This is a genomic window from Emcibacter nanhaiensis (assembly GCF_006385175.1).
Classification (GTDB): domain Bacteria; phylum Pseudomonadota; class Alphaproteobacteria; order Sphingomonadales; family Emcibacteraceae; genus Emcibacter; species Emcibacter nanhaiensis.
The window spans coordinates 377,491-403,409 of sequence record NZ_VFIY01000004.1 but is presented as its reverse complement, the minus strand read 5'-3'; the positions used below and the strand labels follow the sequence as shown (position 1 = coordinate 403,409).

Below are 25,919 nucleotides of genomic sequence, written 5' to 3'. Positions count from 1 at the left end.
CATATCATGGGTAAATTGGACGGAAAAATCGCCCTGATCACCGGCGCCTCCCGCGGCATCGGCCGGGCTGTAGCCCTGGAATTCGCCCGCGAAGGCGCCGACGTGATCCTGGTCGCCCGTACCGTCGGCGCCCTCGAAGCCCTTGATGACGAAATCAAGCAGGAAACCGGCCGGGAAGCGCTGCTGGTGCCGCTGGATATCACGGACTTTGACGGCATCGACCGGTTGGGCGCCGCCCTCTATGAAAAATACGGCAAGCTCGACATTCTGGTCGGCAATGCCGGCTATCTCGGCATCCTGTCCCCGGTCGCCCATATCGCCCCCAAGGACTGGGATTCCCTGCTCGATATCAACCTGACCGCCAATTTCCGCCTGATCCGCTCCATGGAATCACTGCTCAAGCAGTCCGACGCCGGCCGTGCGCTGTTTGTCTCCTCCGGCGTCGCCCACAAGAACCGGGCCTACTGGGCCGGCTACGCCATGAGCAAGGCGGCGCTCGAGGTGCTGGTCAGGACCTGGGCCGAGGAAATGAAAATCACCAATATCAAGGCCAACCTGGTCAACCCCGGCCCCATGCGCACCGCCATGCGCGCCAAGGCCGTGCCCGGCGAGGATCCGGAAAAGCTCCCCCATCCCAAAGAGATCGCGCCCATGTTCGTGGAGCTCTGCTCGGAGGAGTTCAGCGAGACCGGCCAGCTGTTTGATTTCAAAGAGTGGAAAGAGAAGTAATCGTCAGGACATCAATTGGGGGATAAAGAAATGAATGTGAAAGACAGCATTTATATTGTTTGGAATGCTGAAAATGCAGGGGCAAATAGTGGTCAGGAGTTCGAACCTGGCCTTTATTTTTATGGCTATTGGAAAAATTCGCTCCTTCCTGAATTGGAAACAGAAAAGCTGCTAAATGCTTGGCACGATGCTAAGGTGGCTTTCAAAGCCCAAAAAATAAAAGAAAATGACTACAACCATATTGTCATCGACATGAGGGTTTTTGACTTTCCTCCTCAAAGCCAGTGGCTAACCAATATTCGAAAAACACTTCAATTTTTGTCTGAAAATGGTGCCATGATATCATGGTGCGGTGATGAAACCTGTCACGGACATCTAAGTATTTTCAACCCGACCGAAGCCAGCGGGAACATCTATGCCGCTTATTCAAAAGAAAATGGATTTTATTGTAATTCCGACTTAGACGAAGAAATCCATTATTTAAACGATGAACAGTTGGCGATATTTGGAAAAGTTCTCGGATAACTTCCGTCACTCCCGCAAAAGCGGGAGTCCATGGTTCCGCTTGATACGGTCTTACCATGTTACAAATGGATCCCCGCCTGCGCGGGGATGACGACAGAATATGCGGGATATGTCCTACTTCTTATGATAGGGATTATCACCCCTGCGCAGCAGCAGCCGGATCGGCACGCCGGGCAGTTCGAAGTCCCAGCGCAATTCGTTCATCAGGTAGCGCTGGTAGCTGTCAGGCACGGCGGCCGGGCGGTTGCAAAAGATCGCAAAAGTTGGCGGCCGGGTTTTGATCTGAGTGATATAGCGCATCTTGACGCGCCGGCCACTGACCGACGGCGCCGGATGATAGTCGGTGGTCTCGGCGAGCCAGCGGTTGAGCTTGGAGGTCGAGATGCGCCGGTTCCACTGCCTATACGCCTCGAACACCGCCGGCATCAGCTTGTTGACGCCACGACCGGTCAGCGCACTGATCGGCACCACCGGAATGCCCTTGACCTGCGGCAGGGTGTGTTCCAGCTTCTCGGCAATATCCTTCAGCACTTCCTGGCGGTTTTCAATCAGGTCGTATTTGTTAAGGGCGATGACCACCGAGCGGCCTTCCTGCACCGCCAGGCTGGCGATGCTCAGGTCCTGGCGCTCGAACGGCATGGTGGCGTCGACCATCAGGATCACGACCTCGGCGAAGTTCAAGGCGCGGATGGTGTCGGCGACCGACAGCTTTTCCAGCTTTTCCTGCACCTTGGCCTTGCGGCGCAGGCCGGCGGTATCGAACATGCGGATTTCCCGGCCCTCATAGTCGAAGGTCACACCGATGGTGTCGCGGGTCAGGCCCGCCTCAGGCCCGGTGATCTGCCGTTCCTCACCCAGGATCTGGTTGACCAGGGTCGATTTGCCCACATTGGGACGGCCGACAATGGCGATCTGCAGCGGCAGGCCGGGATCGATCTCGCTTTCGGCTTCCTCTTCCTCGCTGACTTCGCCCTCGATGGCGACGGAGAAGCTGACCACTTCTTCCTCTTCCTCGGACAGCGGATCAATACCCAGCTCCCGGCACATTTCATCAAAGGCCTCGATCAGCTCGGCGAGGCCCTCGCCATGTTCGGCAGAAATGGCCACCGGCGCGCCGAGCCCCAGGCTGTAGGCGTCATAGAGCCCCTCTTCCCCGGCCCGGCCTTCGGCCTTGTTGGCGACCAGGATCATGGGATGGTTGCCGCGGCGCAGCAGCTCGGCGAAATGCTTGTCGAGCGGGGTAATCCCGGCCCGGGCATCGATCATAAACAGCGAGAAGTCGGCTTCCTCGATGGCCTTTTCTGTCTGCTGCCACATGCGGGCCGACAGGCTCTTGCCCTTGCCTTCCTCGAGCCCGGCGGTATCGATGATCTTGAATTTATAGTCGCCCAGCGAGCCCATAGCCTCCCTGCGGTCGCGGGTCACGCCCGGGGTATCATCGACAATAGCAAGCCGTTTCCCAACCAGCCGGTTGAAAAAGGTGGATTTGCCCACATTGGGGCGGCCGATGATGGCGATGGTCAAAGCCATGGTTTCTACCTTAACAATAAATTTGGCCCGCTTTTACCAAAACGGGCCAAATAATCAATGAGATTATGACAATATCAGCGGTAAGCGACCACTTCGCCGTCGGTTGTCATGAAATATAGGGTGCCGTTGGCAATAATCGGCCCGTATTCCACGCCGTCCGGCAGGTCGATACCGCTGAGGATATCCCCGGTATAAGGCGACAACGACACCGCATAGCCGTGGGTCGAGGTCACCAGCAGCCGGTCCCCGGCCAAAAGCGGCCCGGACCAGAACACCGGATCACTGCGGTCATCCGGGTTTTTATAGCGCTCCAGCTGGGTAATCCAGCGCACCTTGCCCTCGCGGCGGGTCACGCAGACCACCTGGCTTTCCGGGGTCACCACATAGATGAAGTCGCCGGCAACCCAGGGGGTATACTGGCTGCCCACATTCTGTTCCCAGATGCGGGTGCCGCTCCTGAGATCGATGGCGACCATGCGGCCGGAATGGCTGACGGCGTAAACCTTGTTGTCATAGATCACCGGGTCGCCGTCCACGTCACGCAGGCTGGCCATGGCGGTCAGCCGGCCCTGGCGCGACAGGGTGTCGGTCCACAGGGTGCGGCCGTTTTCGACGCGCATGGCGTAAACTTCGCCGGAACTATAGGCGGAAATTACCGTATTTCCGGTCACGGCCGGGCTCGCGGTGCCGACCAGGCCGGCATTTTCGGAAATGCCGATTTCATTCCACAGCACTTCGCCCGTGTTGGCGTCCACGGCATAGGTCTGGTTGTCATGGGTCAGGGCAAACAGGCGGCCGTCGGCGTAGGTCGGTGCCCCGCGCATGGGAATGCCGGTTCTGGTCAGCCACTTCACATCACCATTTGACGGATCCATGGCCGCGATATGGCCATAGCCGTCGGTGATATACAGGGTGCCGTTGCCAAAGGTGACGCCGCCGCCATAGGCGTTCTTTTTGGTCTCGCCTTTTTCCTCGAATTCATGTTCCCACAGCTTTTTGCCGGTTTCGGCATTGAAAGCACGGACCTTGGCCCGGGAATCAATCATATACATCTTGCCGCCGGCAATCACCGGCATGCCGCCAAGGGCATGGCGGCCGTTGGAGCCCTGGCCGATATCAGTGGACCAGATTTTCTGCGGACTGTCGGCCAGCGCCGGATGCCCCACATAATGAAGTGCGTTCTGTCCCGGCTGCGGCCAGTCGGCACTGACGGTCGGCGCCGGCAGGGTGATCTGCACACTGGCGACCTGCTGATCAATCTTCAGGCTTTGCTCGAAGGTGAGAACGGGAATACGCTCCCCTTCCAGGCGGTTTTTATCGCCGCCGCCGCCGTCGCTACAGGCAGACAGGCCTGCAAGCAGCAGGGTTACCAAAGAAAAACGTCCTGCGGCCCGGCCGAAAATATTGTTGCTCGCCATTAAAAATCCCATTCTCTGCCTTATTCAATCACTGTCAGGAGCTGGTTCGCCCTGAACTTAACCTGTTCCGGTGTCTCGAGGTCTTCGCTGAGTTCCCGCAGCAGCACTTTGGCCTTTTCTGTATCGCCGTTCTGGATCGCGGACATGGCCAGCAGCTCCCGGGCCAGGTACCGCATTTCATTGCCCCGCTCCAGAAGCGGCTCGAGACGGGCGGTTGTCTCCTCATATGTGGCTTCATCCATCAGGATGGTCGCCGCCTGCAGGCTGGCCAGATCCTTGTAGAAATCGCTCACACCGCTGCTTTTTGACAGATTTTCCAGAATACCGACCGCCAGGGTTTTCTCCCCGTTGTTCAGGTGAATTGCCGCCCGTTGCATGGCGGACAGGACCTTGTAGCCTTCCACATCCTGGTCAGCCAGGGCCTTGAGCGCGGCAAGCGCCTGCTGCTGGTTGCCGGACTGGATATTCTCGAGGGCCTTGGTATATTGATCGGCCACCTCAAGATATTTGCTTTCCGTGTATTTTTTATATCCCTGTGATCCCGCGACAAACAGCACGATGGCGACGGCGGTTGCGATGATATATTTGCCGTAGCTCTTCCAGAATGTTGCAAGCTGCTGGTGACGCAGATCCTCGTCTACCTCGCGAATAAATTCCTCAGACAATCAGGCTCTCCTGTACATATTATTTTGGCCCAGATATTTGATCAGCGGACAAGATAGCCCGCCTTTCCCTATAAGGCAACGCGCAATAAAATATCGCTCGATATTTTCGGAAAAAAGTGGCGGTATTGGGACGTTATTTCTTCTCTTTCATGGCATAGGTATGTTCGGTGCCCGGGAAGTCGCGGCTTTTCACCTCTTCCGCATACTGCCCGACCGCCTGATCGATCATCTTGCCCATTTCCGCATAGCGTTTGACGAACTTGGGATTGCCCGGGAACATGCCCAGCATATCCTCGGTGACCAGGATCTGGCCGTCGCAATATTTGCCGGCGCCGATACCGATGGTCGGGATGTCCAGTTCCTCGGTGATTTTCTGTGCCAGCGGCTCGGTCACCCCTTCGATCACCACGGCAAAGGCGCCCGCCTCCTGAATCGCCCGGGCATCCTCCAGGATCGGCGCCCAGCTGTCTTCGGTGCGGCCCTGGGCCACATAGCCGCCCATGACATTGACCGCCTGCGGCTTGAGGCCGATGTGGGCCAGCACCGCCACCTTGCGCTCGGTAAGATACCGGATGGTGTCGGCCATCTCTACGCCGCCTTCGAGCTTGACCGCGGTGCAGCCGGTTTCCTTAATGGCGCGCGCCGCATTGTGGAAGGCCACTTCCGGGGATTCCTCATAGGTGCCGAACGGCAGGTCGATGACCACCATGGCCTGTTTGGCGCCGCGCATGACCGCCTTGGTGTGCTCAATCATGATATCGAGGGTCATGCCGGTGGTGCTCTCAAAGCCATAAAGCACCATATCGAGGCTGTCGCCCACCAGCAGGAAGTCCACATGGTCGTCGAGCCAGTTGGCCATGGGCGCGGTATAGGCGGTCAGTGATACGATCGGGCGCTGGCCCTTGAGCCTGGCAATATCCCGTACCGTATTGCGGCGTGCTTTATGGTCTGCATACATGGACTTCTCCTCTGCATATCCCTCGTCAGACGTATTTATGCTGCAACGGTTCTAGCATTCTTTTAGCAGTCGCACAAAAATATTCTGCCCAAATATTATTCAGCAGGGCCCAACACAGGGTCGGCCTTGTTCTCAACCGATTGCACCCACTGAGTCATAGTCATCGAGGGTGGCAAAAGGGCCGTAGGGCAGATAGTCCCAGATCGCCCCGTCCCGGTCATGCAGATTGGCAGCATGAAGCCCGGCGCCATGATCGGCAGCCGAAAGCGGTAACAGCGTGACATAACTACCATCCAGAACCAGATCGTTGCCCGGCACCGGCGGCGGCGTCCGGTTTTCAACAGGTTCCCCCAGTTTCAAGTCTGCTTCTTTATTCACTTTTTCCCTCTGCATTACATCCGTCTCAAGCCCTGCTTATTTGCAGCATAAAAGCCACTTTGCACAAAAAATACAATATTGAGTTTTAAATTTGTGGTCTGGCACCAACCGGATTGTTAGTGTAGTCAAACAAATTTCGTGAGGCAGATAAAACAAGGGGGAAATGACTATGAAATGGGGGAAAATTTTCGCGTTCCTGTTTGCCGGCCTTCTGATCGCCGGTTTCACTGCTCAAGCCAGTGCAGAGGCCACTCAAAAACACACGCTGACGATACTTGTATCCATCGACGGGTTCCGCGCGGACTATCTTGACCGGGGCATAACCCCTGCTCTCTCAGCTTTGGCGGAAGGCGGCGTCAAGGCCAGTGTCCGTCCCTCATATCCGTCGGTCACCTTCCCCAACCACTATACGCTGATCACCGGAAAAACCCCCAACCAGCATGGCCTTGTCGCCAATCTGTTTGACAACAAGGAATATGGCGTTCGCTTCAGCCTGATGGATCCGGCAGGCGCCAGGAATCCGGTTTTCTGGACCGGGGCAAAACCGATCTGGGCGAGTGCAGAGGAACAGGGCAAAGTAACCGCCCATATGTTCTGGCCGGCCATCGGCGTGGATTCCGCGCAAAAGCCTCCGAAGCATTTCCAGCCCTTCATTCCGGGCACTGACGTTCTTGATGAACCGCAGATGCTGATCGATCTCCTCGGCTCCATTGGCGAACCTGTTGATTTCGCAACCCTGTATTTTTACGACCTGGACAGCGCCGGTCACAAATACGGCCCTAACTCGGTGGAAGTAAACCAAACCCTTAAACGGCTTGATGCGGCCATCGCCCGTCTGGTCGAGGGTCTCAAGAAGAGCAATTTATGGCAGACTACCAACCTGGTCATTACCTCGGATCACGGCATGACGGATTCGCCGGTGGGAAATCTTGTTTTGCTGGACGAGTTGCTTCCCCCGGACCAGTTCGAAGCCGTCGGCCTGTACACAAATGCGACCATACGGCCGGCAAACGGAACTCCCCTCAAGGAACTGGCGGCAAAGCTGGTTGGCCGGCATGACCATATGGAATGTTGGCTCAGGGAGGAGATGCCCGCCCGATACCACTACGGATCCAATGAAAACATCGAACCCATCGTCTGCCTGGCGGATCCGGGCTGGCTGATCGTCACCAAGGAAATAGCCGCCGATATCAAGGAAAAGGGGTCACACGGATACGACCCCTCCCTCAAAGACATGGCGGCGGTGTTCATTGCCACCGGCCCCGCCTTCAAATCCAACATTCAGCTCGAGCCGTTTGATAACGTCGATATTTACCCGTTGCTGGCCAGATTGATCGGCATTGAGGGCGAACCCGGCGACGGAAACCTGAGCGCCCTTCAAAAAACGTTGAAATAGCCGGGGATTACTCCCACTCGATGGTTCCCGGGGGTTTGGAGGTAATGTCATAGACCACCCGGTTGATGCCGCGTACCTCGTTGATGATGCGGGTCGACACCCGGGACAGGAACTCATGGTCGAAATGGTAATAATCCGCGGTCATGCCGTCGGTGGAGGTCACCGCCCGCAAAGCGCAGACATAGTCATAGGTGCGCTCGTCCCCCATCACGCCGACGGTTCGGACCGGCAGCAGCACGGCAAAGGCCTGCCAGATGGCGTCATAAAGCCCGGCATTCCTGATTTCCTGCAGGTAGATGCTGTCGGCCTTGCGCAGGATGTCGCATTTTTCCTGGGTGATGTCGCCGGGAATACGGATGGCGAGGCCCGGTCCCGGGAACGGATGACGGCCGATAAAAGCCTCCGGCAGGCCGAGCTCGCGGCCGAGCGCCCTCACCTCGTCCTTGAACAGCTCGCGCAGCGGTTCCACCAGGTCCATGTTCATGCGTTCCGGCAGGCCGCCCACATTATGGTGCGACTTGATGGTGACGCTGGGGCCACCGGTGAAGGAAACGCTCTCGATCACATCGGGATACAGCGTGCCCTGGGCCAGGAAATCGGCGCCGCCGACTTTCTTGGCTTCTTCCTCGAACACATCGATGAACAGGCCACCGATGATCTTGCGTTTCTTTTCCGGATCATTGACGCCATCGAGTTTGCCGTGGAAAAGATCGCTGGCGTCCTTGTGCACCAGATGGATGTTATAGTGGTCCCGGAACAGGGTCACCACTTCATCGGCTTCGTTGGCCCGCATCAGGCCGTGATCGACGAACACACAGGTCAGCTGGTCGCCGATGGCTTCATGGAGCAGCACCGCCACAACAGAGCTGTCGACCCCGCCGGACAGGCCGCAGATCACCCGGCCGCTGCCGACCTGCTGGCGCACCGCAGCAATAGCGGTTTCCTTGAACGAGGCCATGGTCCAGTCACCGGCACAGCCGCAGATGTTGTGGACGAAATTGGACAGCAGTTTGGCGCCGTCCGGGGTATGTACCACTTCCGGATGAAACTGCACCGCATAGAAACTTTTGTCTTCATTGGCGATGGCGGCATAGGGCGCATTGTCGCTGACGCCGACCACCCGGAATCCTTCCGGCAGGGCGATGACCCGGTCGCCGTGACTCATCCATACCTGGTGTTTCTCACCCTTGTTCCAGATGCCGTCAAACAGCTTGCAGTCATCGGTGATGTCGAGGAAGGCGCGACCAAATTCCCGCTCATCGGAGCTTTCCACCTTGCCGCCAAGCTGTTCACACATGGTCTGTTCGCCGTAGCAGATGCCCAGCACCGGCAGGCCCATGGTAAAGACTTTTTCCGGCGCGCGCGGGGATTCGATCCCGGTGACGCTGTTGGGGCCGCCGGACAGAATTATGCCGGCGGGGTTGAAAGTCTCCAGCGCTTCTTCCGCATTGTTGAACGGAACAATTTCTGAATAAACGCCACTTTCCCTGACCCGGCGTGCAATCAGCTGGGTCACCTGGGAGCCAAAATCAATGATAAGAATACGGTCTGTCATGAACGGAAAATACCCTTTGTTCCTTGGCTTGTCCAGCCGGATTGTCCGGCCCTCAAGCGCTCTTTTCCAGTATGGCGACGAAGAAACCGTCGCAGTTATGTTTATGGGGCGAAAGCTGAAGAACGCCCTCCACAGGCGACAGGGATTCGGGGCAGTCACCCTTGATAAAATTCTTGTAATTCAACAGGTTCACGTCATCATTTGACGTCACGAAGTCAAAGACCTGCTGCTCGTTCTCTTCCATAAAGATTGAACAGGTCATATAGACCAGCCGTCCGCCGGGCTTCACAAACGCCCAGGCCTCGGCCAGAAGTTCTTTCTGTATTTCGCAGTAGTCGGAGAGTTTATCGGGCGTCAGCCGCCATTTGCTCTCCGGATTGCGTCGCCAGGTGCCGGAACCACTGCACGGCACATCCAGCAGCACCCGGTCCATATGGTTCCGGTGCTGCTCCAGCTGTTTTTCCCGTTTGGCGGCGCTATGGCCCAGTAACAGGGTCTGGACCACATGGGCCCCGGCCCGTTTGGCCCGGGGCTTGAGCTCACCGAGACGCGGCTTGCTGACATCCAGGGCATAGATCTGGCCTTTGTTCTGCATGAAGGCGGCGGCAGCCAGGGTTTTGCCCCCTGCCCCGGCACAATAATCCATCACCTGCTGGCCGGGCTGGATATCGGCCAGTTCTACGGCCAGTTGGGCGGCCTCATCCTGCACTTCGATCAGACCCTGTTTATAGACCCCGAGATCCCGCAACTGTATCTGTTCATCCAGAATCAGGGAAGTCGAGGCCCACTGTCCGGGGATCGTTTCAATTTGATTCTCCGCAAGCTGCTGTTGCGCTGCCGCACGATCGCCTTTGAGCAGGTTAGCCCGCAACCCGACCGGCGCCCGGTCATTGAATACTCTCATGGCGTCATCCAGCTCATCGCCAAACCGGGCCTTGAGGCTTTTTTCCATCCAGTCCGGATACAGCACCTCCCGGAACCCTTCTGCCGTGATTTTTTCCAAAAATTCCTGCTCTTCCGGTGACAAGGCTTCCGGGCCATGTTTTTGGCCGGAAAAAAGGCTTTCAATATAGGCCTTCTCATCATTCAACAGGTAATATATTGCCGCCAGCATCATCCTGCGGGCGTCCGGGCCGCCACAGACTTGGACAAGGCCGCCCCAGTGGCGGATGATCTGGTAGTATAGCCGGGAGACGGCGCGCCGGTCCTTGGACCCGGCATAGCGCCGGCTCTGGAAATACTGGCGCAGCAAAACGTCGGCAGAAGCCCCTTCGGATGAAAAGGACTGCCCAAGCCGGTCAACGAGTTCGATGACCGACTGAATTCTTGCTGCTTCTATCATTTATGTGTGCCCTTACTGGGACGGATAGTTGGGGGATTCCCGGGTGATGGTCACATCATGCACATGGCTTTCGCGCAGCCCGGCATTGGAAATCTTCACAAATTCGGCCCGCTGGTGCAGGTCGGGGATTGTGGCACTGCCCGTATAGCCCATGGCTGCCCGGAGCCCACCCACCAGCTGATGGATCATGGCGCCGACCGGGCCCTTGAACGGGACCTGGCCCTCGATGCCTTCCGGTACCAGTTTCAGATTGTCCTGCACTTCCTGCTGGAAGTAGCGGTCGGCTGATCCCCGCGCCATGGCGCCGAGCGATCCCATGCCGCGATAGGACTTGTAGGAGCGGCCTTTGTAGAGGAACACCTCACCCGGGGATTCTTCGGTCCCGGCCAGCAGCGACCCGATCATCACGGTATTGGCGCCGGCGGCAATGGCCTTGGCGATGTCGCCGGAGGTTTTCAGACCGCCGTCGCCGATGATCGGCACCCCGGCCTTGCTCGCCACTTCGACCGCATCCATGATGGCGGTCAGCTGCGGCACGCCGACACCGGCGACCACACGGGTGGTGCAGATCGAGCCAGGCCCGATACCGACTTTTACCGCGTCCACCCCGGCGTCGATCAGGGCCTGGGTGCCGGTCGCGGTGGCCACATTGCCGCCCACCACCTGGACATTGCCATATTCTTTCTTGATGCGGGCAACCGCATCAAGCACGCCATTGTTATGACCATGGGCGGTATCCACCACCACCAGGTCGGCGCCGGCTTCGATCAGGGCCTGGGTCCGTTCCCATCCGGCATCACCGACGGAAGTGGCGGCGCCTACCCGCAGGCGGCCTTCCTCGTCCTTGCAGGCATTGGGGTGGGTTTTCGCTTTTTCGATATCCTTGACGGTAATCAGGCCGATACAACGGTAATTGTCATCCACCACCAGAATCTTTTCGATGCGATGCGTATGCAGCAGGCTCTTGGCCTCGTCCATGGTCACGCCCGGCTTGACCGTGACCAGGTTGTCCTTGGTCATGATCTCGCTGACCGGCTGCATCATGTTGGTGGCAAAGCGGACGTCGCGGTTGGTGATAATGCCCACCAGCCTGCCGTTGCCCCGTTCCACCACCGGAATGCCGGAGATTTTATTGTCGGTCATCAGCTGTAGCGTGTCGGCCAGGGTATTGTCCGGGTAAATGGTGACCGGATTGACCACCATGCCGGATTCAAATTTCTTGACCAGGCGCACCTGTTCGGCCTGTTCTTCGTTGGTATAGTTTTTATGGATAATGCCGATGCCGCCGGCCTGGGCCATGGCGATGGCCATGGGCGCTTCAGTCACCGTATCCATCGCTGCGGCGACGAGCGGGATATTCAGGGTGATGGTGCGGGTCATCTGCGTCTGCACATTGACCTGGGCCGGCAGAACATTGGAGGCCTGCGGGACCAGCAGTACATCGTCAAATGTGAGAGCTTCGCGGATATTCATTTTTATTCCTAACTTGGCTGAGATTTTTTAATAAAAACCCCCTCTTGGCAGGAATATGTTTCGGTGCCAATTGGATTCGGGTATTGGCCTTGGGTAAATATCAGCTATTTCCGCAAAGGTCAAAAAGGAAATGCGCCCACAGCAAATTTACGGGATAATTTTGTTTCGCACGCCTTATCCCCGGAACCCCATGGCCACCAGGTAAGTTTCCGGCGAGCCGGTGCGGCTGGCCGGCGGTTTATAGTGACGGATGGTCTCGAACCGGCCCTTCATGCGTTCCAGCAGCTCGTTGTTGGTGCCGCCGGCAAATACCTTGGCGACAAAAGTGCCGCCTTTCTTGAGCACATCCTCGGCAAAATACCAGGCCGCCTCGACCAGGGCCATAGTGCGCAGATGGTCGGTCTCCTTGTGGCCGGTGGTCGGCGCCGCCATATCGCTGATCACCAGATCCGCCTCACCGCCGATCAGCCGGCTGAGCTCCGCTTCCGCCTGCTCCGACAGGAAGTCCATCTCCAGGATGGTCGCCCCGGCCACCGGCTCCATCGGCAGGATATCGATGCCGACAATGACCGCGTCTTTCGGGCACTTCTTGGCCACCACCTGGGTCCAGCCGCCAGGGGCGGCCCCCAGATCGACGATGGTATGGGCGTTTTTCAGGAAATGGAATTTCTCGTCCAGCTCAATCAGCTTGTAGGCGGCGCGGGAGCGATAGCCTTCCCGTTTGGCCGCCGCCACATAGGGATCGTTCAATTGCCGCTGCAGCCAGCGGGTCGAGGACAGCTTGCGCCCGCGGGCGGTATGCACCCGCTCTTTCTTGCCGCTGGTGATGCCATGGCCGGAAATCTTCCGGGGCTTGCCGGTCCTGGTCAGCTTGGGACGCTTCATGTGTTTTCCCCCGTCGCGGGATTACCCGGCGTTTTTTTCTTTCTCCGGCGGCGGAAAAATTTCTTCTTGCCGGACCGGTTATTGCGGCTTCTCTGTTTCGGCCTGTTCTGTTCCATCAGGTCCAGCAATACACCTTCCCTGATTCCCCGGTCAGCAACCCGGATATGCTCGATCGGCCAGAGATCCATGATGGCCTCCAGGATGGCGCACCCGGCGACCACCAGTTCCGCCCGGTCGAGGCCGATGCCGCCGCGGGCGGCGCGCTGCTCGTAACTCATGCGGCTGAGCTCCATGCACAAACCCTGCATATGGGCGCTGGTGACCCAGGTGCCATCGACCTGGTCGCGGTCATAGCGTTCCAGGTCCAGGTGCATGCTGGTCAAGGTGGTGATGGTGCCGGAGGTGCCGAGGAGCTGCACCTCGCCGCGCTCCACATGGGCGCGCATGCCGTGCTGCTCCTCAAAGGCCTCAAGCTCGGCCTTCACCATATTCTTCATTTCCAGATACTGGTCGTCGGTCAGCGCATGCTTGGTGCCGTATTTTTCCGACAGATTGACGACGCCGTACGGCACCGAGGTCCAGCCGATGATTTCCGGATTTTTGTTTTCGCCGATGCGGAGCCAGATCAGTTCGGTACTGCCGCCGCCGATATCAAACACAATGGCGTTGGAATAGCGCTCGTCCAGCAGCGCCTTGCAGCCCATAACCGCAAGCCGGGCTTCCTCCTGGGGGTCGATGATATCGAGCTTGATGCGGACTTCGCGCTCCACCCGCTCCATGAATTCGGCGCAGTTGCCGGCTTCACGACACGCCTGGGTCGCCACGTTGCGGCTGAACCTGACCTGCCGGCGCTCCATCTTCTCGACGCAGATTCGCAGCGCTTCCAGCGTGCGTTCTATGGCCTGCTCGGACAGCTCGCCACTGCTGGACAGCCCCTCGCCCAGTCTGACAATGCGGGAAAATGCATCAACAACCTTGAATCCCGACGCTGTGGGATGGGCCACCAGAAGGCGGCAGTTGTTGGTTCCAAGATCAATGGCGCCAAAAGCAGGGGTATTGTTCCTGTTCCTGAAAAACCTGCTTTTGCTGCCTTTCCTTGTCTGTTTTTTTCCCGGACTTTTATCAGATTTGGCCGCAGCCTTGTCACTTTCGTTGATCTTAACCTGGTTATTCATGTCCGTCGGGGCTTTGGCCCCTCCAAAATCTCAATAAAAATTATCTATAGTATTTTATATAGAGTGACTTGGCCGCCCTTCCTAGAGAAAAGAGACAAATTTATTAAAGCCGATGCACATTTTACACTGGACCTCGGCTGAAAAATCTTTATATAAGGGCTCCATCCGGCGGCAACGCCCGCCACACCACCCCTGATCCGGGGTAGTTTAATGGTAGAACTATGGACTCTGACTCCATCGGTACTGGTTCGAATCCAGTCCCCGGATCCAATTTTCCCTAAAATTGATTTTCCCATGAAAAAAGCCCCAGCTTTGACACCGGGGCTCTGGAATTTCTAATGTGGCCTGGATCAGGCTTCGGCTTCCTCGATCTTGTCTTCAAAGACTTCGGCAATGGCTTTTTCCTCGTCGGCCATCATGGTCCGGTTCATCACCGCGGCGCCACAGGCATCGCCCCAGACATTGACCACGGTACGGAAGCGGTCCAGGAACCAGTCGACCGACAGCAGGATCCCGATTCCTTCCGCCGGCAGGCCCACGGCGCTCAACACGATCAGCATGGTCACGGTGCCGGCCTGGGGAATCCCGGCGGCGCCGATCGCCGCCAAGGTCGCGGTAATGACGATCAGGCCCTGTTCGACAATACCGAGCTCAATGCCGTAGATCTGGGCGATGAACATGGCGGCAATGGCTTCATAAAGGGCGGTGCCGTTCATGTTGACGGTACTGCCGAGCGGCAGGACAAAGCGCACCGACCGTTCGCTAAGACCATGCTCCTTGGCGCATTCCATGGTGATCGGCAGGGTTGCCGAGGAACTTGAGGTGCCGAAAGCTGTCAGCAGCGCCCGCATCATGTCGGTCAGGTACACCGCACCACGGCGCGACAGGAACAGCATGATCAGGAACAGCAGAACAGCCTGGATGCCCAGCGCCAGCATAACTGTGGTCACATATTTTCCGATGCCTGCCACGGTCGCCATAAAGGCTTCTCCGCCGCCGGCTTCGCCCAGGGACGTGGCCACCAGGGCGAAAACTCCGAGCGGGGCAAAATACATGATCCAGCCGACCAGTTTCATCATGGCTTCATTGAGGCCGTCAAAGAAACGGATAACCTGCGCCCCGGCCTCGCCAACGGTCGTAATGGCGGCGCCAAAAATAACCGCGAACACCACCAGCGGCAGAAGCTGCAACTCCGCGGCCGACTTCACAAGGTTGGGGCTCACCAGGCTCAGCAGGATATCCACCACACTCTGGCCGCCCTTTTCCTGAGCCAGCGAAGAACCGGCGGACTGGGCCTGGGCGGTCATCTCCACCCCGACCCCCGGCTGAATCAGGTTCACCAGGATCAATCCGACAACAATCGCCAGCAATGTGGTGCAGAGATAATAAAGCATGGTCAGACCACCGGGCCGGCCCAGCTTGCGCACGTCGCCGAGTGAGGCCACCCCGGAAATCACCGCGGCCAGGATCAGCGGAATGATGGTCATTTTCAGGGCATTCATGAAAAGCACCCCTATCCATTTGATGACCAGTACATCCTCCCCGAAATACCAGCCGGCCAGCAGGCCGAGGACCATACCGGCGGCAATCAGATAAAGGATCATCATGGAATGTTTATGGGACATGTTTTTCTTTCCCCTCTTTTTTATAACGTACAGATACCTTTTATAACGACGACCACATGTTTTTTAGAATAAAATTGCCGTCCGACCCTCATTTAGTATTAGCCCTTTCCGGCCAACTTTTGTAAAAGGGTAGCGCATCATAACAGAATTAACTGGGCAGTAAATGTTTCTACTGATCGATAACTACGATAGTTTTACCTACAATCTCTTCCACTATCTGGGCGAACTGGGTGTGGAGGTAGAGGTGGTGCGCAATGACGCCATGAGTGCCGACGAGGTACTCGCCCTGCAGAAAAACGGCAACCTCGAAGGGGTGATCCTGTCCCCCGGCCCCTGTACGCCCGATGAGGCCGGCATCTGCCTTGAACTCCTGCAAAAAGCGGCGGGCACCCTGCCGATTTTCGGAGTCTGCCTCGGCCATCAATCCATTGGCCAGGCTTACGGCGGCAAGGTAATCCGCGCCCCTTACCTGATGCATGGCAAGGTCAGCGAGATCCATCATAAGGGCCAAAGCGTATTCAAAGGACTGGAGAACCCGTTCCGCGCCACCCGCTATCACAGCCTGATTGTTGAGCGTGACAGCCTGCCCGACTGCCTGCAAATTACCGCCGAGACCGAAGACGGCCTGATCATGGGCCTGAGCCACAAGAGCCATCCGGTGCACGGCGTACAGTTCCACCCGGAAAGCATCGAAAGCCAGCACGGCCATGACATCCTGCGGAATTTCATTGAGATTGCCCGGAGTTTCAACAGGGAACAGGCGGCATGAGTTTCGAATTCAAGCAAGTCATCGATAAGATCGCCCGCGGCCTGACCCTGAACCGGGAGGAATCCCGCCAGAGCTTCGAATATATGATGAGCGGTGACGCCACCGGGCCGCAGATCGGCGCCTTTCTGATGGGCCTGCGTGTGCGCGGCGAAACGGTGGATGAAATCACCGGCGCCGCCGAAGTGATGCGCGCCAAGGCCAGTGCCATCCAGGCCCCGGAAGGCGCCATCGATACCTGCGGCACCGGCGGTGATGGCGCCAGCACCTATAACATCTCGACCGCCGCCGCTATTGTCATAGCCGCCTGCGGGGTGCCGGTGGCCAAGCACGGCAACCGGGCCATGTCCTCCAAATCCGGTTCCGCCGACGTGCTGGAAACGCTTGGTATCAATATCGAGGCCGAACTAGATGTGGTGGAAAAATGCATTCGCGAACTGGGCATCGGTTTCCTGATGGCCACCCGACACCACAGCGCCATGCGTCACGTTGGTCCGGCCCGCGCTTCGCTCGGCACCCGCACCATTTTCAACCTGCTGGGCCCGCTGGCCAATCCGGCCGGCACCAAACGGCAGGTGATCGGCGTATTCGATAAAAAATGGCTGCGCCCCATGGCCGAAGTGCTGGGCCAGCTCGGCTCCGAACATGTCTGGGTTGTGCATGGTTCCGACGGCCTCGACGAACTGACCATCACCGGACCGTCCTACGTGGCGGAATATAAAAACGGTACCGTTTCCGAATTTGAAGTGTCACCTGAAGATATTGGTCTATCCACTTCAAATATAGAGAGTATCCGTGGCGGTGATGCAAAATATAATGCCGCTGCCCTGAAGCAGATACTGGCCGGTGAGAAGAATGCCTACCGGGACATTGTCCTGCTGAACAGTGCCGCCGCCCTGGTGGTCGCCGACAAGGCAACTGACCTGAAAGCGGGCGCTGAGCTTGCCGCGCAAGCCCTGGATAGCGGTGTGGCCGAAGAAAAACTCCAACAGTGGATCAAAATGTCCAACAGCTGATATGACGACAATACTTGATAAAATTGCCGCCGATAAAAGAGTCCATGTGGACCAGTGCAAGGCGCGACGCACCCTTCAGGATCTGGAAACCCTGGCCCGCGAAGTCTCTCGGACGCGCGGTTTCTATAATGCCCTGGCAAAAGCCAAAGCCGAAGACCGCTTCGGCCTGATCTGCGAGGTCAAGAAGGCCAGCCCCAGCAAGGGCCTGATCCGGGCCGACTTTGATCCGCCATCCCTCGCCCGGGCCTACGAGGCCGGTGGCGCAAGCTGCCTGTCCGTCCTGACCGACGTGCCTTATTTCCAGGGCGCCGACGACTATCTGATTGCGGCCCGGGCCGCCGTCTCCCTGCCGGTGCTGCGCAAGGATTTCATGATTGATCCCTACCAGATCGTCGAAGCCCGGGCCATCGGCGCCGACTGTATCCTGCTGATCATGGCCATGCTGGACGATACCCTGGCGGCCGAACTGGAACAGACCGCCTTCGACATGGGGCTGGATGTGCTGATCGAGGTGCATGACGAAGAAGAGCTGGAACGGGCGCACAAGCTGCAAAGCCCCCTGCTCGGCATCAACAATCGCAACCTCAAAACTTTCGAGACCACGCTGGACACCACCATCCGGCTTGCCGGTATGGTGGAACAGGACCGGCTGCTGGTCAGCGAAAGCGGTATTTTCACCCATGACGACCTGGTCATGCTGCGCAACGCCGCCGGGGTCAGCACCTTCCTGATCGGCGAGTCCCTGATGCGGCAGGAAGATGTCACCCGGGCCACACAACTCCTGATGGGAACCGCCGATGAGTAAACTGAGCCATATCGACAGCAACGGCAAAGCCCGCATGGTGGATGTTTCCGCCAAGAAGGAAACCAATCGCCTCGCCGTCGCCAAGGGCGCAATCTATATGGCCCCGGAAACCCTGAAACTGATCGAGGACGGCGGCGTGCCCAAGGGCGATGTGTTTTCCGTCGCCCGCCTCGCCGGCATCATGTCCGCCAAGAAAACCGCCGACCTGATTCCGCTGTGCCATCCGCTGCCGCTGCATGACGTGGACGTGGACCTGGCGGCGGATCACAACAAAGGGTGTGTGGAAATTACCGCCTCCGCCAGCCTCTATGGCCGCACCGGCGTGGAAATGGAGGCGCTGACGGCAGTTTCCGTCACGGCGCTGACCATTTACGACATGTGCAAGGCGGTCGACAAGCATATGAAAATCGGCGACATCCGCCTCACCTATAAATCCGGCGGCAAGTCGGGCACGTTCGAGGCGGACTGATCATGGCGCTTCTTCCGGTCCAGGACGCGCTCGAGCGCATCTGCAAGGGCTTTGCCGCTCTGGAGAGTGAAGTAATTCCCCTGGTTCAGGCCCTGGGCCGGACCACAGCCGAACCGCTCATCGCCCGGCTGACCCAGCCGCCATTTGATGCCTCCGCCATGGACGGTTATGCGGTTCTGGCCAGGGATATTGCAGACTGTCCGGTCGAACTGACGGTAATCGGCGAAGCCCCGGCCGGCGGCGGCTTCGGGGAAACGGTCGGGACCGGCGAAGCGGTGCGGATCTTCACCGGTGGCGTCCTGCCTGTGGGAACCGATACCGTGGTGATCCAGGAGAATGTGGAAATTCTTCCCGATGGGAGGATCCGCGTCCTGGAAACAGCCTCCCTGGGAAAGAATATCCGCAAACAGGGCAATGACTTCGCCGAAGGTGATGTGTTGGTGGAAAAAGGTGTACGCCTGACCTCCCGCCACCTGGGACTTCTGGCCGCCGCCAATGTCGCCTATGTGCCGGTGAGCCGAAAACCCCGAGTGGCCCTGCTCGCCACCGGTGATGAACTTGTCACTGTCGGCGACACCGTCGGTCCCAACCAGATTGTCAGCAGTAACAGCGTCCTGCTCAGCACCCTGATCATGGAACAGGGCGGCGAAGTGGTTGATTTGGGCATTGCGCGGGATAATGAAGAATCGCTCAGGGTCATGGCCGACCAGGTCAAGGATGTCGACCTGTTCATCACTATCGGCGGCGCTTCCGTCGGCGACCATGACCTGGTGCAGAAAGTGTTGGGCGAAGAAGGCCTGGAAGTGGACTTCTGGAAAGTAGCCATGCGCCCGGGCAAGCCGCTCATATTCGGAAAATTCCGTGATATTCCCATGCTGGGCCTGCCGGGCAATCCGGCGTCTGCCTATGTCTGTGCGGCGGTGTTCCTGCTGCCGGCGCTGCACATTCTGATGGGCCGCCAGTCGGTTGGGGCGGAACACCAGCTTGCCCGCCTGAAAAACCCGCTGCCGGCAAACGGCCCGCGACAGCATTACATGCGGGCCCGGGTGGAGTTCGACGATCAGGGACGGTTGACTGTGAAAACCGCCACCAGCCAAGACAGCGCCAAGCTCAGCACCCTGTCCGGCGCCAACTGCCTGGCGATCCGCGCGCCCCATGCCCCGGAAATTGCCCCTGGCGACATGGTGCCGGTGCTGATCCTGCCGTCCTGAATGCCCTCCTTGACAAAAGAATAAAAATAGAACATAAAAGAACAAAAGTGAAATTCACCTTTGTCGAGGAGCCAGTAATGCTGACCAAAAAGCAGCGCGATCTTTTGATCTTCATTAACGACCGCATTCAGGAAAACGGGGTCTCCCCGTCTTTCGATGAAATGAAGGATGCGCTTGAGCTGAAATCAAAATCCGGTATCCACCGGCTGATCAGCGCGCTGGAAGAACGCGGTTTTATCCGTCGCCTGCCCCATCGGGCCCGGGCGCTGGAAGTATTGCGTCTGCCCGACCAGGAAGGCCCGAAAGAAGACAACCTGTTTCGCCCGGACTTCGGCGCGGCCGGCGGCGACAGCGATCCCAATACGGTGGATATCCCGCTGCATGGCCGGATTGCCGCCGGTACCCCGATCGAGGCGCTGGAACAATATGAAAATATCAGCATCCCGGCCAACATGATCGGCGGCGGCAGCCATTATGCACTGGAAATTGACGGTGATTCCATGGTCGAAGCCGGAATCCTGGACGGCGATACGGTGGTGATCCAGCGCTGCGATACCGCCGAGAATGGCGCCATTGTCGTCGCCCTGGTGGATGAACAGGAAGCGACCCTGAAAACATTGCGCAAAAAAGGCCCGGATGTGGAGCTGGTGCCGTCCAACCGGGACTATCAGACCCAGACCTATCCCGCCAACCGGGTCCGCATCCAGGGCCGCCTGGTGGGACTGCTGCGCCAGTATTAGTCCAGTCTTACCTGGGTGGCCGGGTCCAGGGCCGTGCGCCCCGCAGGTTTCTGACATTTTCCACCGTGATGATTTCCTCCGATCGGCGCGGCAACCAGATAAAATGGCCGCCATTTTCGTAAAAATCCCAGCGGTCCAGGATCAGTTTGGGGCCGTTGCAGTCCGCCTTGACCGGGACCAGGCTGACCACCAGGTCTGCTGTGTGGCAATCTTCCGGCAATGCCCGTTCATCCCGCACAAAGGCGATGGTCCAGTTTTTATTCCCGGTGTGCGGATGATACAGGCAACTGAGGCCATCACAACCCAGGTCATCCGACAGCGGTTGCCACTTCTCCGCTTTTTCCTGGCCGTAAAACTGGGCCCATTGTTCCCGCACGATACGGCTTCCCCTGTAGGCGGAAACCCGGAGATTGCCGTCCTCTCCACGCACGGCGATCAGGCTGCCCTCATTATCGATCAGGATATCCGGCGGCCGATAAGAGATTGCCAGCGCCACCCCGGCCAGAAATACGACCGGGCCTGCCAGTCTGAGCCGGCTGCGCCACAGGATATACCATAGACCGCCCAGGACCATCAGGATCAGCGACCAGGTTCCCATGGCCGGCAGCAGGCTGATCGACCAGGGCAGGCCTGCCACATAGTCCGCGGTGGAGATGATGACATCGATGCCCCAGATCATGGGCGTCAGGGCGTAGACCTCCAGCTGGAGCGGCAACAACAGCAGATAGACCACAATCCAGGGCATCACCCACAGGGCCATCACCGGCATGGCCACCAGATTGGCCAGCAGGCCGAAATGCACCAGCCGGTTAAAATGAAACAGGGCGATAGGACCGATCGTCAGTTCCGCCACGAGGGTGGTCAACAGGATCGCCAGCAGATACCCCGCCACCTTCCTGATCAGGCCGTTGCCCCGGTTGCTCCAGCCGGTAAGTGCAGCGCCGTATTTCTCATAAAAGAATACCAGCCCGGTCACCGCGGCAAAAGACATCTGAAAGCTGATGGACAGCAATACCTCAGGTGTAAACAGCAACAAGGCTATGGCGGCCAGCGCCACCAGCCGCAATGATATGGCCTTCCGGTCAAACATCACGCCCAGGAAAACAATCGTGACCATGATGAAAGCCCGCACCGTGGGAATGCTGCCGCCGCTGAGCAGCAGATAGACAGCGCCGCCGGAAACGGCCAGTCCGGCCGCCCATTTTTTAATGGGATATTTGAGGGCAAGCCGCGGCAGGCAGGACAGCAGCAGGCGGAAAAAGAAAAATATCGCCCCTGTAAACAGCCCCATATGCAGGCCGGAAATGGCCAGCAGGTGCGCCAGCCCCGCATCGCGCATGTTTTCCGTTGTCTGTTCGGAAATGCCGTCCCTGATCCCGGTAATCAGCGCCGCCGCCAGTCCGCCGCCATCTCCCGGGTAGGCCGCGCGAATTTCCTGGCTCAGGAATTGACGGTAACCTTCAACGAAATCCATCCAGCTTTTTTTGCTTTCTAACACGACGGGCTTGCCGACTGCATAGCCGACCCCGCCGATCCCGCGAAACCAGAGCTGACGGGCGAAATCATAGCCCTCGGGCAGGCTTGTTGTAGGCGCCGGCATCAGCACCGCCGGGATGCTGATAACATCCCCTGCCCTGGGCATGCTATCGAAGGTCCGGACCGATATCCGGACCGCCAGCGGTGTGCCGGGATGGGAGGTCAGCCGGTCCGGCAAGTTGACATCAGACAGAACCAGCCGGAGGGAGGATTTCCCGGTCCGGCGCACCTGGTCCACATGTCCCTCCAGCGTCAGGGGCCAGCTTTCTTTGACAACAACCGGCGTGTCCAGCCAGGCCGAGCGAGCAGTTGCAGCAAAAAAGCCGAGCGTGAGCCAGAACAGACCCCAAAACAGCAACGGCAGGCCGTGATACAGCCTTCGGGACAGAAATCCCGAGAGGAAAAGGAAAATCACGCCAATCCCGGCCGGCACCAGCGGAGGTTCGTCCGGAAGAAGGAAGTATATCCCGATACCAGTCCCCAGAAGGACCGGGATCCAGAGAAAAAACCTGTGCCTTTCAGAATAGATGAAATCTTCAATATTTTGAAAAATCGTGATTTATCCCCCTTTAAATCGCTGATTTTATGTGCAATGCGAAAAAATATCGTTTTTTTTACACAACAGTATTTCTTTTTTTTTCGGAAATGTGCTAGAAACTGGCCAACCTGTTGGCTGTGAAGGTCATTATAGCATTTCCGCTAGCCATTAGCATCTTCACATACCGTTTAATTTATCACTTTCTCAATCGGGGTTATATGGTAACTCAGAACAAAAAAGTTGTGACACGTTTCGCGCCCTCTCCCACGGGCTTTCTTCATATTGGAGGTGCCAGAACGGCGTTGTTCAACTGGCTTTTCGCCAAACATCATGGTGGCGAATTCCTGCTTCGTATTGAGGATACCGACCGGAAAAGATCAACTGACGAGGCCGTCGCCGCCATTTATGACGGCATGAGCTGGCTTGGCCTGGATCATGACGGCGAAGTTGTCCATCAGTATGCCCGCCGTGACCGTCATGTGGAAGTGGCCGAGCAACTGCTGGCAGAAGGCAAGGCTTATTACTGCTATTGCTCCCAGGAAGAATTGCAGGAAATGCGCGACAAGGCCCGGGCTGAAGGCCGTCCCCTGAAATATGACGGCCGCTGGCGCGACCGGCCGGCCTCCGATGCCCCGGAAGGCGTTGCCCCGGTTGTCCGCTTCAAGGCTCCCCAGGAGGGCGAGCAGGTCATTGATGACCATGTCCAGGGCAAGGTTACTGTCGCCAATGAACAGCTGGATGACATGATCCTGCTACGCGCTGACGGTTCCCCAACCTATATGCTTTCCGTGGTTGTCGATGACCATGACATGGGCGTCACCCATGTGATCCGCGGCGACGACCACCTGACCAACGCGTTTCGCCAGGCACAGCTGATCAAGGCAATTGGCTGGGATCTGCCGGAATATGCCCATATTCCCCTGATCCACGGCAGCGACGGAGCCAAACTGTCAAAACGTCACGGCGCCCTCGGCGTTGATGCCTATCGTGACATGGGGTACCTCACCAGCGCCCTGAAAAACTATCTTCTGCGGCTTGGCTGGGCCCACGGGGACGACGAAATCATTTCTGAAGAACAGGCCATTGAGTGGTTCAGCCTGGAAGGGATCGGCAAATCCCCTGCCCGGTTTGATTTCGCCAAACTGGAAAACCTGAACGGCCACTATATGCGGGAAGTGGAAAGCAATGACTCCCTGGCCGCTCATATCCGTGGACGGGTTGAAAACGCCATCGAACGGCCATTGACCGACGACGAAATGGCCATGCTGGTCGCCACGATGGATGAATTCAAGCCCAGGGCCAAGAATCTCAACGAGCTGGCCGAAAGCACCCTGTTCCTGTTTGCCAAACGGCCGCTGTCCCTGGTCCCTAAGGCGGAAAAGCTGCTCACGGACGATGCGCGGGCCATGCTGGACAAGCTGGTCGTGCAGCTTGAAGCCATTGACAACTGGGAACTGGAGGCTCTGGAAGAGGAAATTCAGTCATTTGCCCAGGTCCAAGACTTGAAACTTGGCAAGATTGCCCAGCCGCTGCGCGCCGCCCTGACCGGCAGCAATATGTCACCCGGAATATATGATGTTCTGATTTGGCTTGGAAAAGATGAAAGCCTGGCCCGGATACGGGACCAGGTTGCCTGATCGCAAACCTGTATCACACGATATATATTGCGATTATTATTAAGCAGTTAGTCATTAATTTTATATAATTTTATGTAACACGTTGTTCATACTTGATGACTAATGAAATGAAGAGGAAATGTCGCCCAGGCGACGGTTCCCGAAAACAGTATTTGAAGGAAAGGAAGTGGTTATATGGCAAATAAATTTGAAAAGAAGGTTTCGGGTCAAACGGCAAAGCTGACGATCGGAGACAAAACCGCTGAACTGCCGATTTTCCAGGGCTCTGTGGGACCTGATGTGATCGACATCCGGACACTTTATAGAGATACCGGTATGTTCACCTACGATCCCGGCTTTACATCCACGGCAAGCTGCGAATCCAGCATCACCTATATCGACGGGGACGAAGGCGTCCTGCTCTATCGCGGATATCCCATCGATGAACTGGCCGATAACGCTGACTTCATGGAAGTTGCCTACCTGCTTCTGAACGGTGAACTGCCGAACAAAGAAGAAAAAGACAAATTTACTCACGACATCACCTATCACACGATGATTCATGAACAGATGGTCAAATTCTTCTCCGGTTTCCGCCGCGACGCCCACCCGATGGCCGTCATGGTTGGTGTGGTTGGCGCCATGTCCGCCTTCTATCATGACAGCACCGACATCAGCGACCCGGTGCAGCGCAAAGTCGCTTCCTATCGCCTGATTGCGAAAATGCCGACAATCGCAGCCATGTCTTATAAATATTCCATCGGCCAGCCGTTTGTTTATCCGCGCAATGACCTGAGCTATGCCGAGAACTTCCTGTATATGACGTTCGGCGTGCCGAACTGCGAGCCCTATAAAGTGAGCCCGGTTCTGGCCAAAGCCATGGACAAGATTTTCACCCTGCATGCGGACCATGAACAGAACGCCTCCACCTCCACCGTGCGTCTGGCCGGTTCTTCAGGCGCCAATCCGTTTGCCTGTATCGCCGCCGGTATTGCCTCTCTCTGGGGTCCGGCTCACGGCGGCGCCAACGAAGCCTGTCTGAACATGCTCAACGAAATCGGTCATGTGGACAATATTCCCGAATTCATCAAACGCGCCAAAGACAAGAACGACCCGTTCCGTCTGATGGGCTTTGGCCACCGGGTTTACAAAAACTATGATCCGCGCGCCAAGGTTATGCAGGAAACTGCCCACCAGGTGCTGAGCGAGCTGGGCATCAATGACGATCCGCTGCTTGACGTTGCCCGCGAGCTGGAACGCATCGCCCTGGAAGACGAATATTTCGTAGAGAAAAAGCTCTATCCCAATGTGGACTTCTATTCCGGTATTATCCTGAAAGCCATGGGCTTCCCGACCGAAATGTTCACCGTGCTGTTCGCCCTGGCCCGCACCGTCGGCTGGATTGCACAGTGGGGCGAAATGATCGAGGATCCGACCCAGAAAATCGGTCGCCCGCGTCAGCTGTTTACCGGCTCACCGAAACGCTCTTTCGTCAAAGTCGAAGACCGCTAAGACATACAACAGACCAAAAGAAAAGCCCGGTAATAACCGGGCTTTTTTTGTATCTG

General features: G+C 57.5%; 23 protein-coding genes and 1 tRNA gene. 12 read left to right on the top strand and 12 right to left on the bottom strand.

Going from position 1 to position 25,919, the window contains the following annotated elements; translation table 11 throughout:
* Nucleotides 1-6 precede the first annotated feature (6 nt).
* Both FIV46_RS02340 and FIV46_RS02335 read left to right on the top strand, forming a co-directional pair.
* Nucleotides 7-729 carry an SDR family NAD(P)-dependent oxidoreductase gene (locus FIV46_RS02340; protein WP_139938189.1) on the top strand — a complete coding sequence of 241 codons (723 nt, stop codon included), beginning with the start codon at nt 7-9 and terminating at the stop codon, nt 727-729.
* Nucleotides 730-759: 30 nt separating this feature from the next.
* On the top strand, nt 760-1,254 hold the full coding sequence (locus FIV46_RS02335) for a 2-hydroxyacyl-CoA dehydratase (protein WP_139938188.1): 495 nt from the start codon (nt 760-762) through the stop codon (nt 1,252-1,254).
* Between the two features lie 114 nt (nt 1,255-1,368).
* Here FIV46_RS02335 and der read toward each other — a convergent pair whose 3' ends face one another.
* From der to FIV46_RS02310, 5 genes are all read right to left on the bottom strand, one after another.
* On the bottom strand, nt 1,369-2,784 hold the full coding sequence (gene der, locus FIV46_RS02330) for a ribosome biogenesis GTPase Der (RefSeq protein WP_139938187.1): 1,416 nt from the start codon (nt 2,782-2,784) through the stop codon (nt 1,369-1,371).
* A 74-nt stretch (nt 2,785-2,858) separates the two neighbouring features.
* Nucleotides 2,859-4,202, bottom strand: a complete 1,344-nt coding sequence (locus tag FIV46_RS02325; protein ID WP_181163016.1) for an outer membrane protein assembly factor BamB family protein — start codon at nt 4,200-4,202, stop codon at nt 2,859-2,861.
* A 20-nt stretch (nt 4,203-4,222) separates the two neighbouring features.
* Entirely contained in the window at nt 4,223-4,867 is a 645-nt protein-coding gene (locus FIV46_RS02320; protein WP_139938185.1) for a DUF2659 family protein, read from the bottom strand.
* A gap of 133 nt (nt 4,868-5,000) precedes the next feature.
* On the bottom strand, nt 5,001-5,825 hold the full coding sequence (gene panB / locus FIV46_RS02315; RefSeq protein WP_139938184.1) for a 3-methyl-2-oxobutanoate hydroxymethyltransferase: 825 nt from the start codon (nt 5,823-5,825) through the stop codon (nt 5,001-5,003).
* Nucleotides 5,826-5,957: 132 nt separating this feature from the next.
* Complete coding sequence (locus FIV46_RS02310) at nt 5,958-6,203, bottom strand: hypothetical protein (RefSeq protein WP_139938183.1); 246 nt, start codon at nt 6,201-6,203, stop codon at nt 5,958-5,960.
* Between the two features lie 169 nt (nt 6,204-6,372).
* On the opposite strand from FIV46_RS02310, the gene FIV46_RS02305 reads away from it, so the two are divergent.
* Nucleotides 6,373-7,599 carry an alkaline phosphatase family protein gene (locus tag FIV46_RS02305; RefSeq protein WP_181163015.1) on the top strand — a complete coding sequence of 409 codons (1,227 nt, stop codon included), beginning with the start codon at nt 6,373-6,375 and terminating at the stop codon, nt 7,597-7,599.
* Between the two features lie 7 nt (nt 7,600-7,606).
* Here the strand turns inward: FIV46_RS02305 and guaA are convergent, their stop codons facing one another.
* From guaA to FIV46_RS02280, 5 genes are all read right to left on the bottom strand, one after another.
* A complete protein-coding gene (gene guaA / locus FIV46_RS02300) occupies nt 7,607-9,154 on the bottom strand; it encodes a glutamine-hydrolyzing GMP synthase (RefSeq protein WP_139938181.1) in 1,548 nt (515 codons plus the stop codon).
* A 52-nt stretch (nt 9,155-9,206) separates the two neighbouring features.
* Nucleotides 9,207-10,496: an RsmB/NOP family class I SAM-dependent RNA methyltransferase gene (locus FIV46_RS02295; RefSeq protein WP_139938180.1), complete on the bottom strand. Its 1,290-nt coding sequence runs from the start codon at nt 10,494-10,496 to the stop codon at nt 9,207-9,209.
* Nucleotides 10,497-10,508: 12 nt separating this feature from the next.
* Complete coding sequence (guaB, locus tag FIV46_RS02290) at nt 10,509-11,969, bottom strand: IMP dehydrogenase (RefSeq protein WP_139938179.1); 1,461 nt, start codon at nt 11,967-11,969, stop codon at nt 10,509-10,511.
* 174 nt (nt 11,970-12,143) lie between these two features.
* The gene (locus tag FIV46_RS02285) at nt 12,144-12,854 is read right to left on the bottom strand and encodes an RlmE family RNA methyltransferase (RefSeq protein WP_139938178.1); all 711 of its coding nucleotides are present in this window, start codon (nt 12,852-12,854) and stop codon (nt 12,144-12,146) included.
* Nucleotides 12,851-14,029, bottom strand: coding sequence for a Ppx/GppA phosphatase family protein (locus tag FIV46_RS02280; protein WP_139938177.1), 1,179 nt, complete (start codon nt 14,027-14,029; stop codon nt 12,851-12,853). Before FIV46_RS02280 ends, FIV46_RS02285 begins: the two co-directional genes overlap by 4 nt.
* Nucleotides 14,030-14,225: 196 nt before the next feature.
* Between FIV46_RS02280 and FIV46_RS02275 the strand changes: the two genes are divergently transcribed.
* Nucleotides 14,226-14,299 (top strand) — tRNA-Gln (locus FIV46_RS02275).
* Between the two features lie 80 nt (nt 14,300-14,379).
* Here FIV46_RS02275 and FIV46_RS02270 read toward each other — a convergent pair.
* Nucleotides 14,380-15,654 (bottom strand): dicarboxylate/amino acid:cation symporter, encoded by a 1,275-nt coding sequence (locus tag FIV46_RS02270; protein ID WP_139938176.1) that lies wholly within the window; start codon nt 15,652-15,654, stop codon nt 14,380-14,382.
* A gap of 163 nt (nt 15,655-15,817) precedes the next feature.
* Here FIV46_RS02270 and FIV46_RS02265 point away from each other — a divergent pair, with 163 nt between their 5' ends.
* From FIV46_RS02265 to lexA, 6 genes are all read left to right on the top strand, one after another.
* The gene (locus FIV46_RS02265; RefSeq protein ID WP_139938175.1) at nt 15,818-16,423 is read left to right on the top strand and encodes an anthranilate synthase component II; all 606 of its coding nucleotides are present in this window, start codon (nt 15,818-15,820) and stop codon (nt 16,421-16,423) included.
* The gene (gene trpD, locus FIV46_RS02260) at nt 16,420-17,436 is read left to right on the top strand and encodes an anthranilate phosphoribosyltransferase (RefSeq protein ID WP_139938174.1); all 1,017 of its coding nucleotides are present in this window, start codon (nt 16,420-16,422) and stop codon (nt 17,434-17,436) included. Before FIV46_RS02265 ends, trpD begins: the two co-directional genes overlap by 4 nt.
* Before the next feature lies 1 nt (nt 17,437).
* On the top strand, nt 17,438-18,241 hold the full coding sequence (gene trpC, locus FIV46_RS02255; protein WP_139938173.1) for an indole-3-glycerol phosphate synthase TrpC: 804 nt from the start codon (nt 17,438-17,440) through the stop codon (nt 18,239-18,241).
* A complete protein-coding gene (gene moaC / locus FIV46_RS02250; protein WP_139938172.1) occupies nt 18,234-18,710 on the top strand; it encodes a cyclic pyranopterin monophosphate synthase MoaC in 477 nt (158 codons plus the stop codon). The genes trpC and moaC overlap by 8 nt, the downstream gene beginning before the upstream one ends.
* A gap of 2 nt (nt 18,711-18,712) precedes the next feature.
* Nucleotides 18,713-19,921, top strand: coding sequence for a molybdopterin molybdotransferase MoeA (locus FIV46_RS02245; protein ID WP_139938171.1), 1,209 nt, complete (start codon nt 18,713-18,715; stop codon nt 19,919-19,921).
* 77 nt (nt 19,922-19,998) lie between these two features.
* The gene (gene lexA, locus FIV46_RS02240) at nt 19,999-20,661 is read left to right on the top strand and encodes a transcriptional repressor LexA (protein WP_139938170.1); all 663 of its coding nucleotides are present in this window, start codon (nt 19,999-20,001) and stop codon (nt 20,659-20,661) included.
* A gap of 7 nt (nt 20,662-20,668) precedes the next feature.
* Here the strand turns inward: lexA and FIV46_RS02235 are convergent, their stop codons facing one another.
* Nucleotides 20,669-22,630, bottom strand: a complete 1,962-nt coding sequence (locus FIV46_RS02235) for a ComEC/Rec2 family competence protein (protein ID WP_281280505.1) — start codon at nt 22,628-22,630, stop codon at nt 20,669-20,671.
* Between the two features lie 323 nt (nt 22,631-22,953).
* On the opposite strand from FIV46_RS02235, the gene gltX reads away from it, so the two are divergent.
* Entirely contained in the window at nt 22,954-24,372 is a 1,419-nt protein-coding gene (gltX, locus tag FIV46_RS02230) for a glutamate--tRNA ligase (RefSeq protein ID WP_139938168.1), read from the top strand.
* 174 nt (nt 24,373-24,546) lie between these two features.
* The gene (gene gltA / locus FIV46_RS02225; protein ID WP_139938167.1) at nt 24,547-25,863 is read left to right on the top strand and encodes a citrate synthase; all 1,317 of its coding nucleotides are present in this window, start codon (nt 24,547-24,549) and stop codon (nt 25,861-25,863) included.
* The last annotated feature ends 56 nt before the right edge of the window (nt 25,864-25,919 follow it).

What these genes read in the sequence shown, in the direction of transcription:
- FIV46_RS02270 (WP_139938176.1), bottom strand. Translation starts at nt 15,654, where the DNA reads ATGTCCCATAAACATTCCATGATGATCCTTTATCTGATTGCCGCCGGT.
- trpC (WP_139938173.1), top strand. Translation starts at nt 17,438, where the DNA reads ATGACGACAATACTTGATAAAATTGCCGCCGATAAAAGAGTCCATGTG.
- guaB (WP_139938179.1), bottom strand. Translation starts at nt 11,969, where the DNA reads ATGAATATCCGCGAAGCTCTCACATTTGACGATGTACTGCTGGTCCCG.
- FIV46_RS02285 (WP_139938178.1), bottom strand. Translation starts at nt 12,854, where the DNA reads ATGAAGCGTCCCAAGCTGACCAGGACCGGCAAGCCCCGGAAGATTTCC.
- moaC (WP_139938172.1), top strand. Translation starts at nt 18,234, where the DNA reads ATGAGTAAACTGAGCCATATCGACAGCAACGGCAAAGCCCGCATGGTG.
- FIV46_RS02325 (WP_181163016.1), bottom strand. Translation starts at nt 4,202, where the DNA reads ATGGCGAGCAACAATATTTTCGGCCGGGCCGCAGGACGTTTTTCTTTG.
- FIV46_RS02280 (WP_139938177.1), bottom strand. Translation starts at nt 14,029, where the DNA reads ATGAATAACCAGGTTAAGATCAACGAAAGTGACAAGGCTGCGGCCAAA.
- FIV46_RS02265 (WP_139938175.1), top strand. Translation starts at nt 15,818, where the DNA reads ATGTTTCTACTGATCGATAACTACGATAGTTTTACCTACAATCTCTTC.
- panB (WP_139938184.1), bottom strand. Translation starts at nt 5,825, where the DNA reads ATGTATGCAGACCATAAAGCACGCCGCAATACGGTACGGGATATTGCC.
- guaA (WP_139938181.1), bottom strand. Translation starts at nt 9,154, where the DNA reads ATGACAGACCGTATTCTTATCATTGATTTTGGCTCCCAGGTGACCCAG.
- der (WP_139938187.1), bottom strand. Translation starts at nt 2,784, where the DNA reads ATGGCTTTGACCATCGCCATCATCGGCCGCCCCAATGTGGGCAAATCC.
- lexA (WP_139938170.1), top strand. Translation starts at nt 19,999, where the DNA reads ATGCTGACCAAAAAGCAGCGCGATCTTTTGATCTTCATTAACGACCGC.
- FIV46_RS02305 (WP_181163015.1), top strand. Translation starts at nt 6,373, where the DNA reads ATGAAATGGGGGAAAATTTTCGCGTTCCTGTTTGCCGGCCTTCTGATC.
- FIV46_RS02340 (WP_139938189.1), top strand. Translation starts at nt 7, where the DNA reads ATGGGTAAATTGGACGGAAAAATCGCCCTGATCACCGGCGCCTCCCGC.
- FIV46_RS02295 (WP_139938180.1), bottom strand. Translation starts at nt 10,496, where the DNA reads ATGATAGAAGCAGCAAGAATTCAGTCGGTCATCGAACTCGTTGACCGG.
- FIV46_RS02335 (WP_139938188.1), top strand. Translation starts at nt 760, where the DNA reads ATGAATGTGAAAGACAGCATTTATATTGTTTGGAATGCTGAAAATGCA.
- trpD (WP_139938174.1), top strand. Translation starts at nt 16,420, where the DNA reads ATGAGTTTCGAATTCAAGCAAGTCATCGATAAGATCGCCCGCGGCCTG.
- FIV46_RS02245 (WP_139938171.1), top strand. Translation starts at nt 18,713, where the DNA reads ATGGCGCTTCTTCCGGTCCAGGACGCGCTCGAGCGCATCTGCAAGGGC.
- gltA (WP_139938167.1), top strand. Translation starts at nt 24,547, where the DNA reads ATGGCAAATAAATTTGAAAAGAAGGTTTCGGGTCAAACGGCAAAGCTG.
- gltX (WP_139938168.1), top strand. Translation starts at nt 22,954, where the DNA reads ATGGTAACTCAGAACAAAAAAGTTGTGACACGTTTCGCGCCCTCTCCC.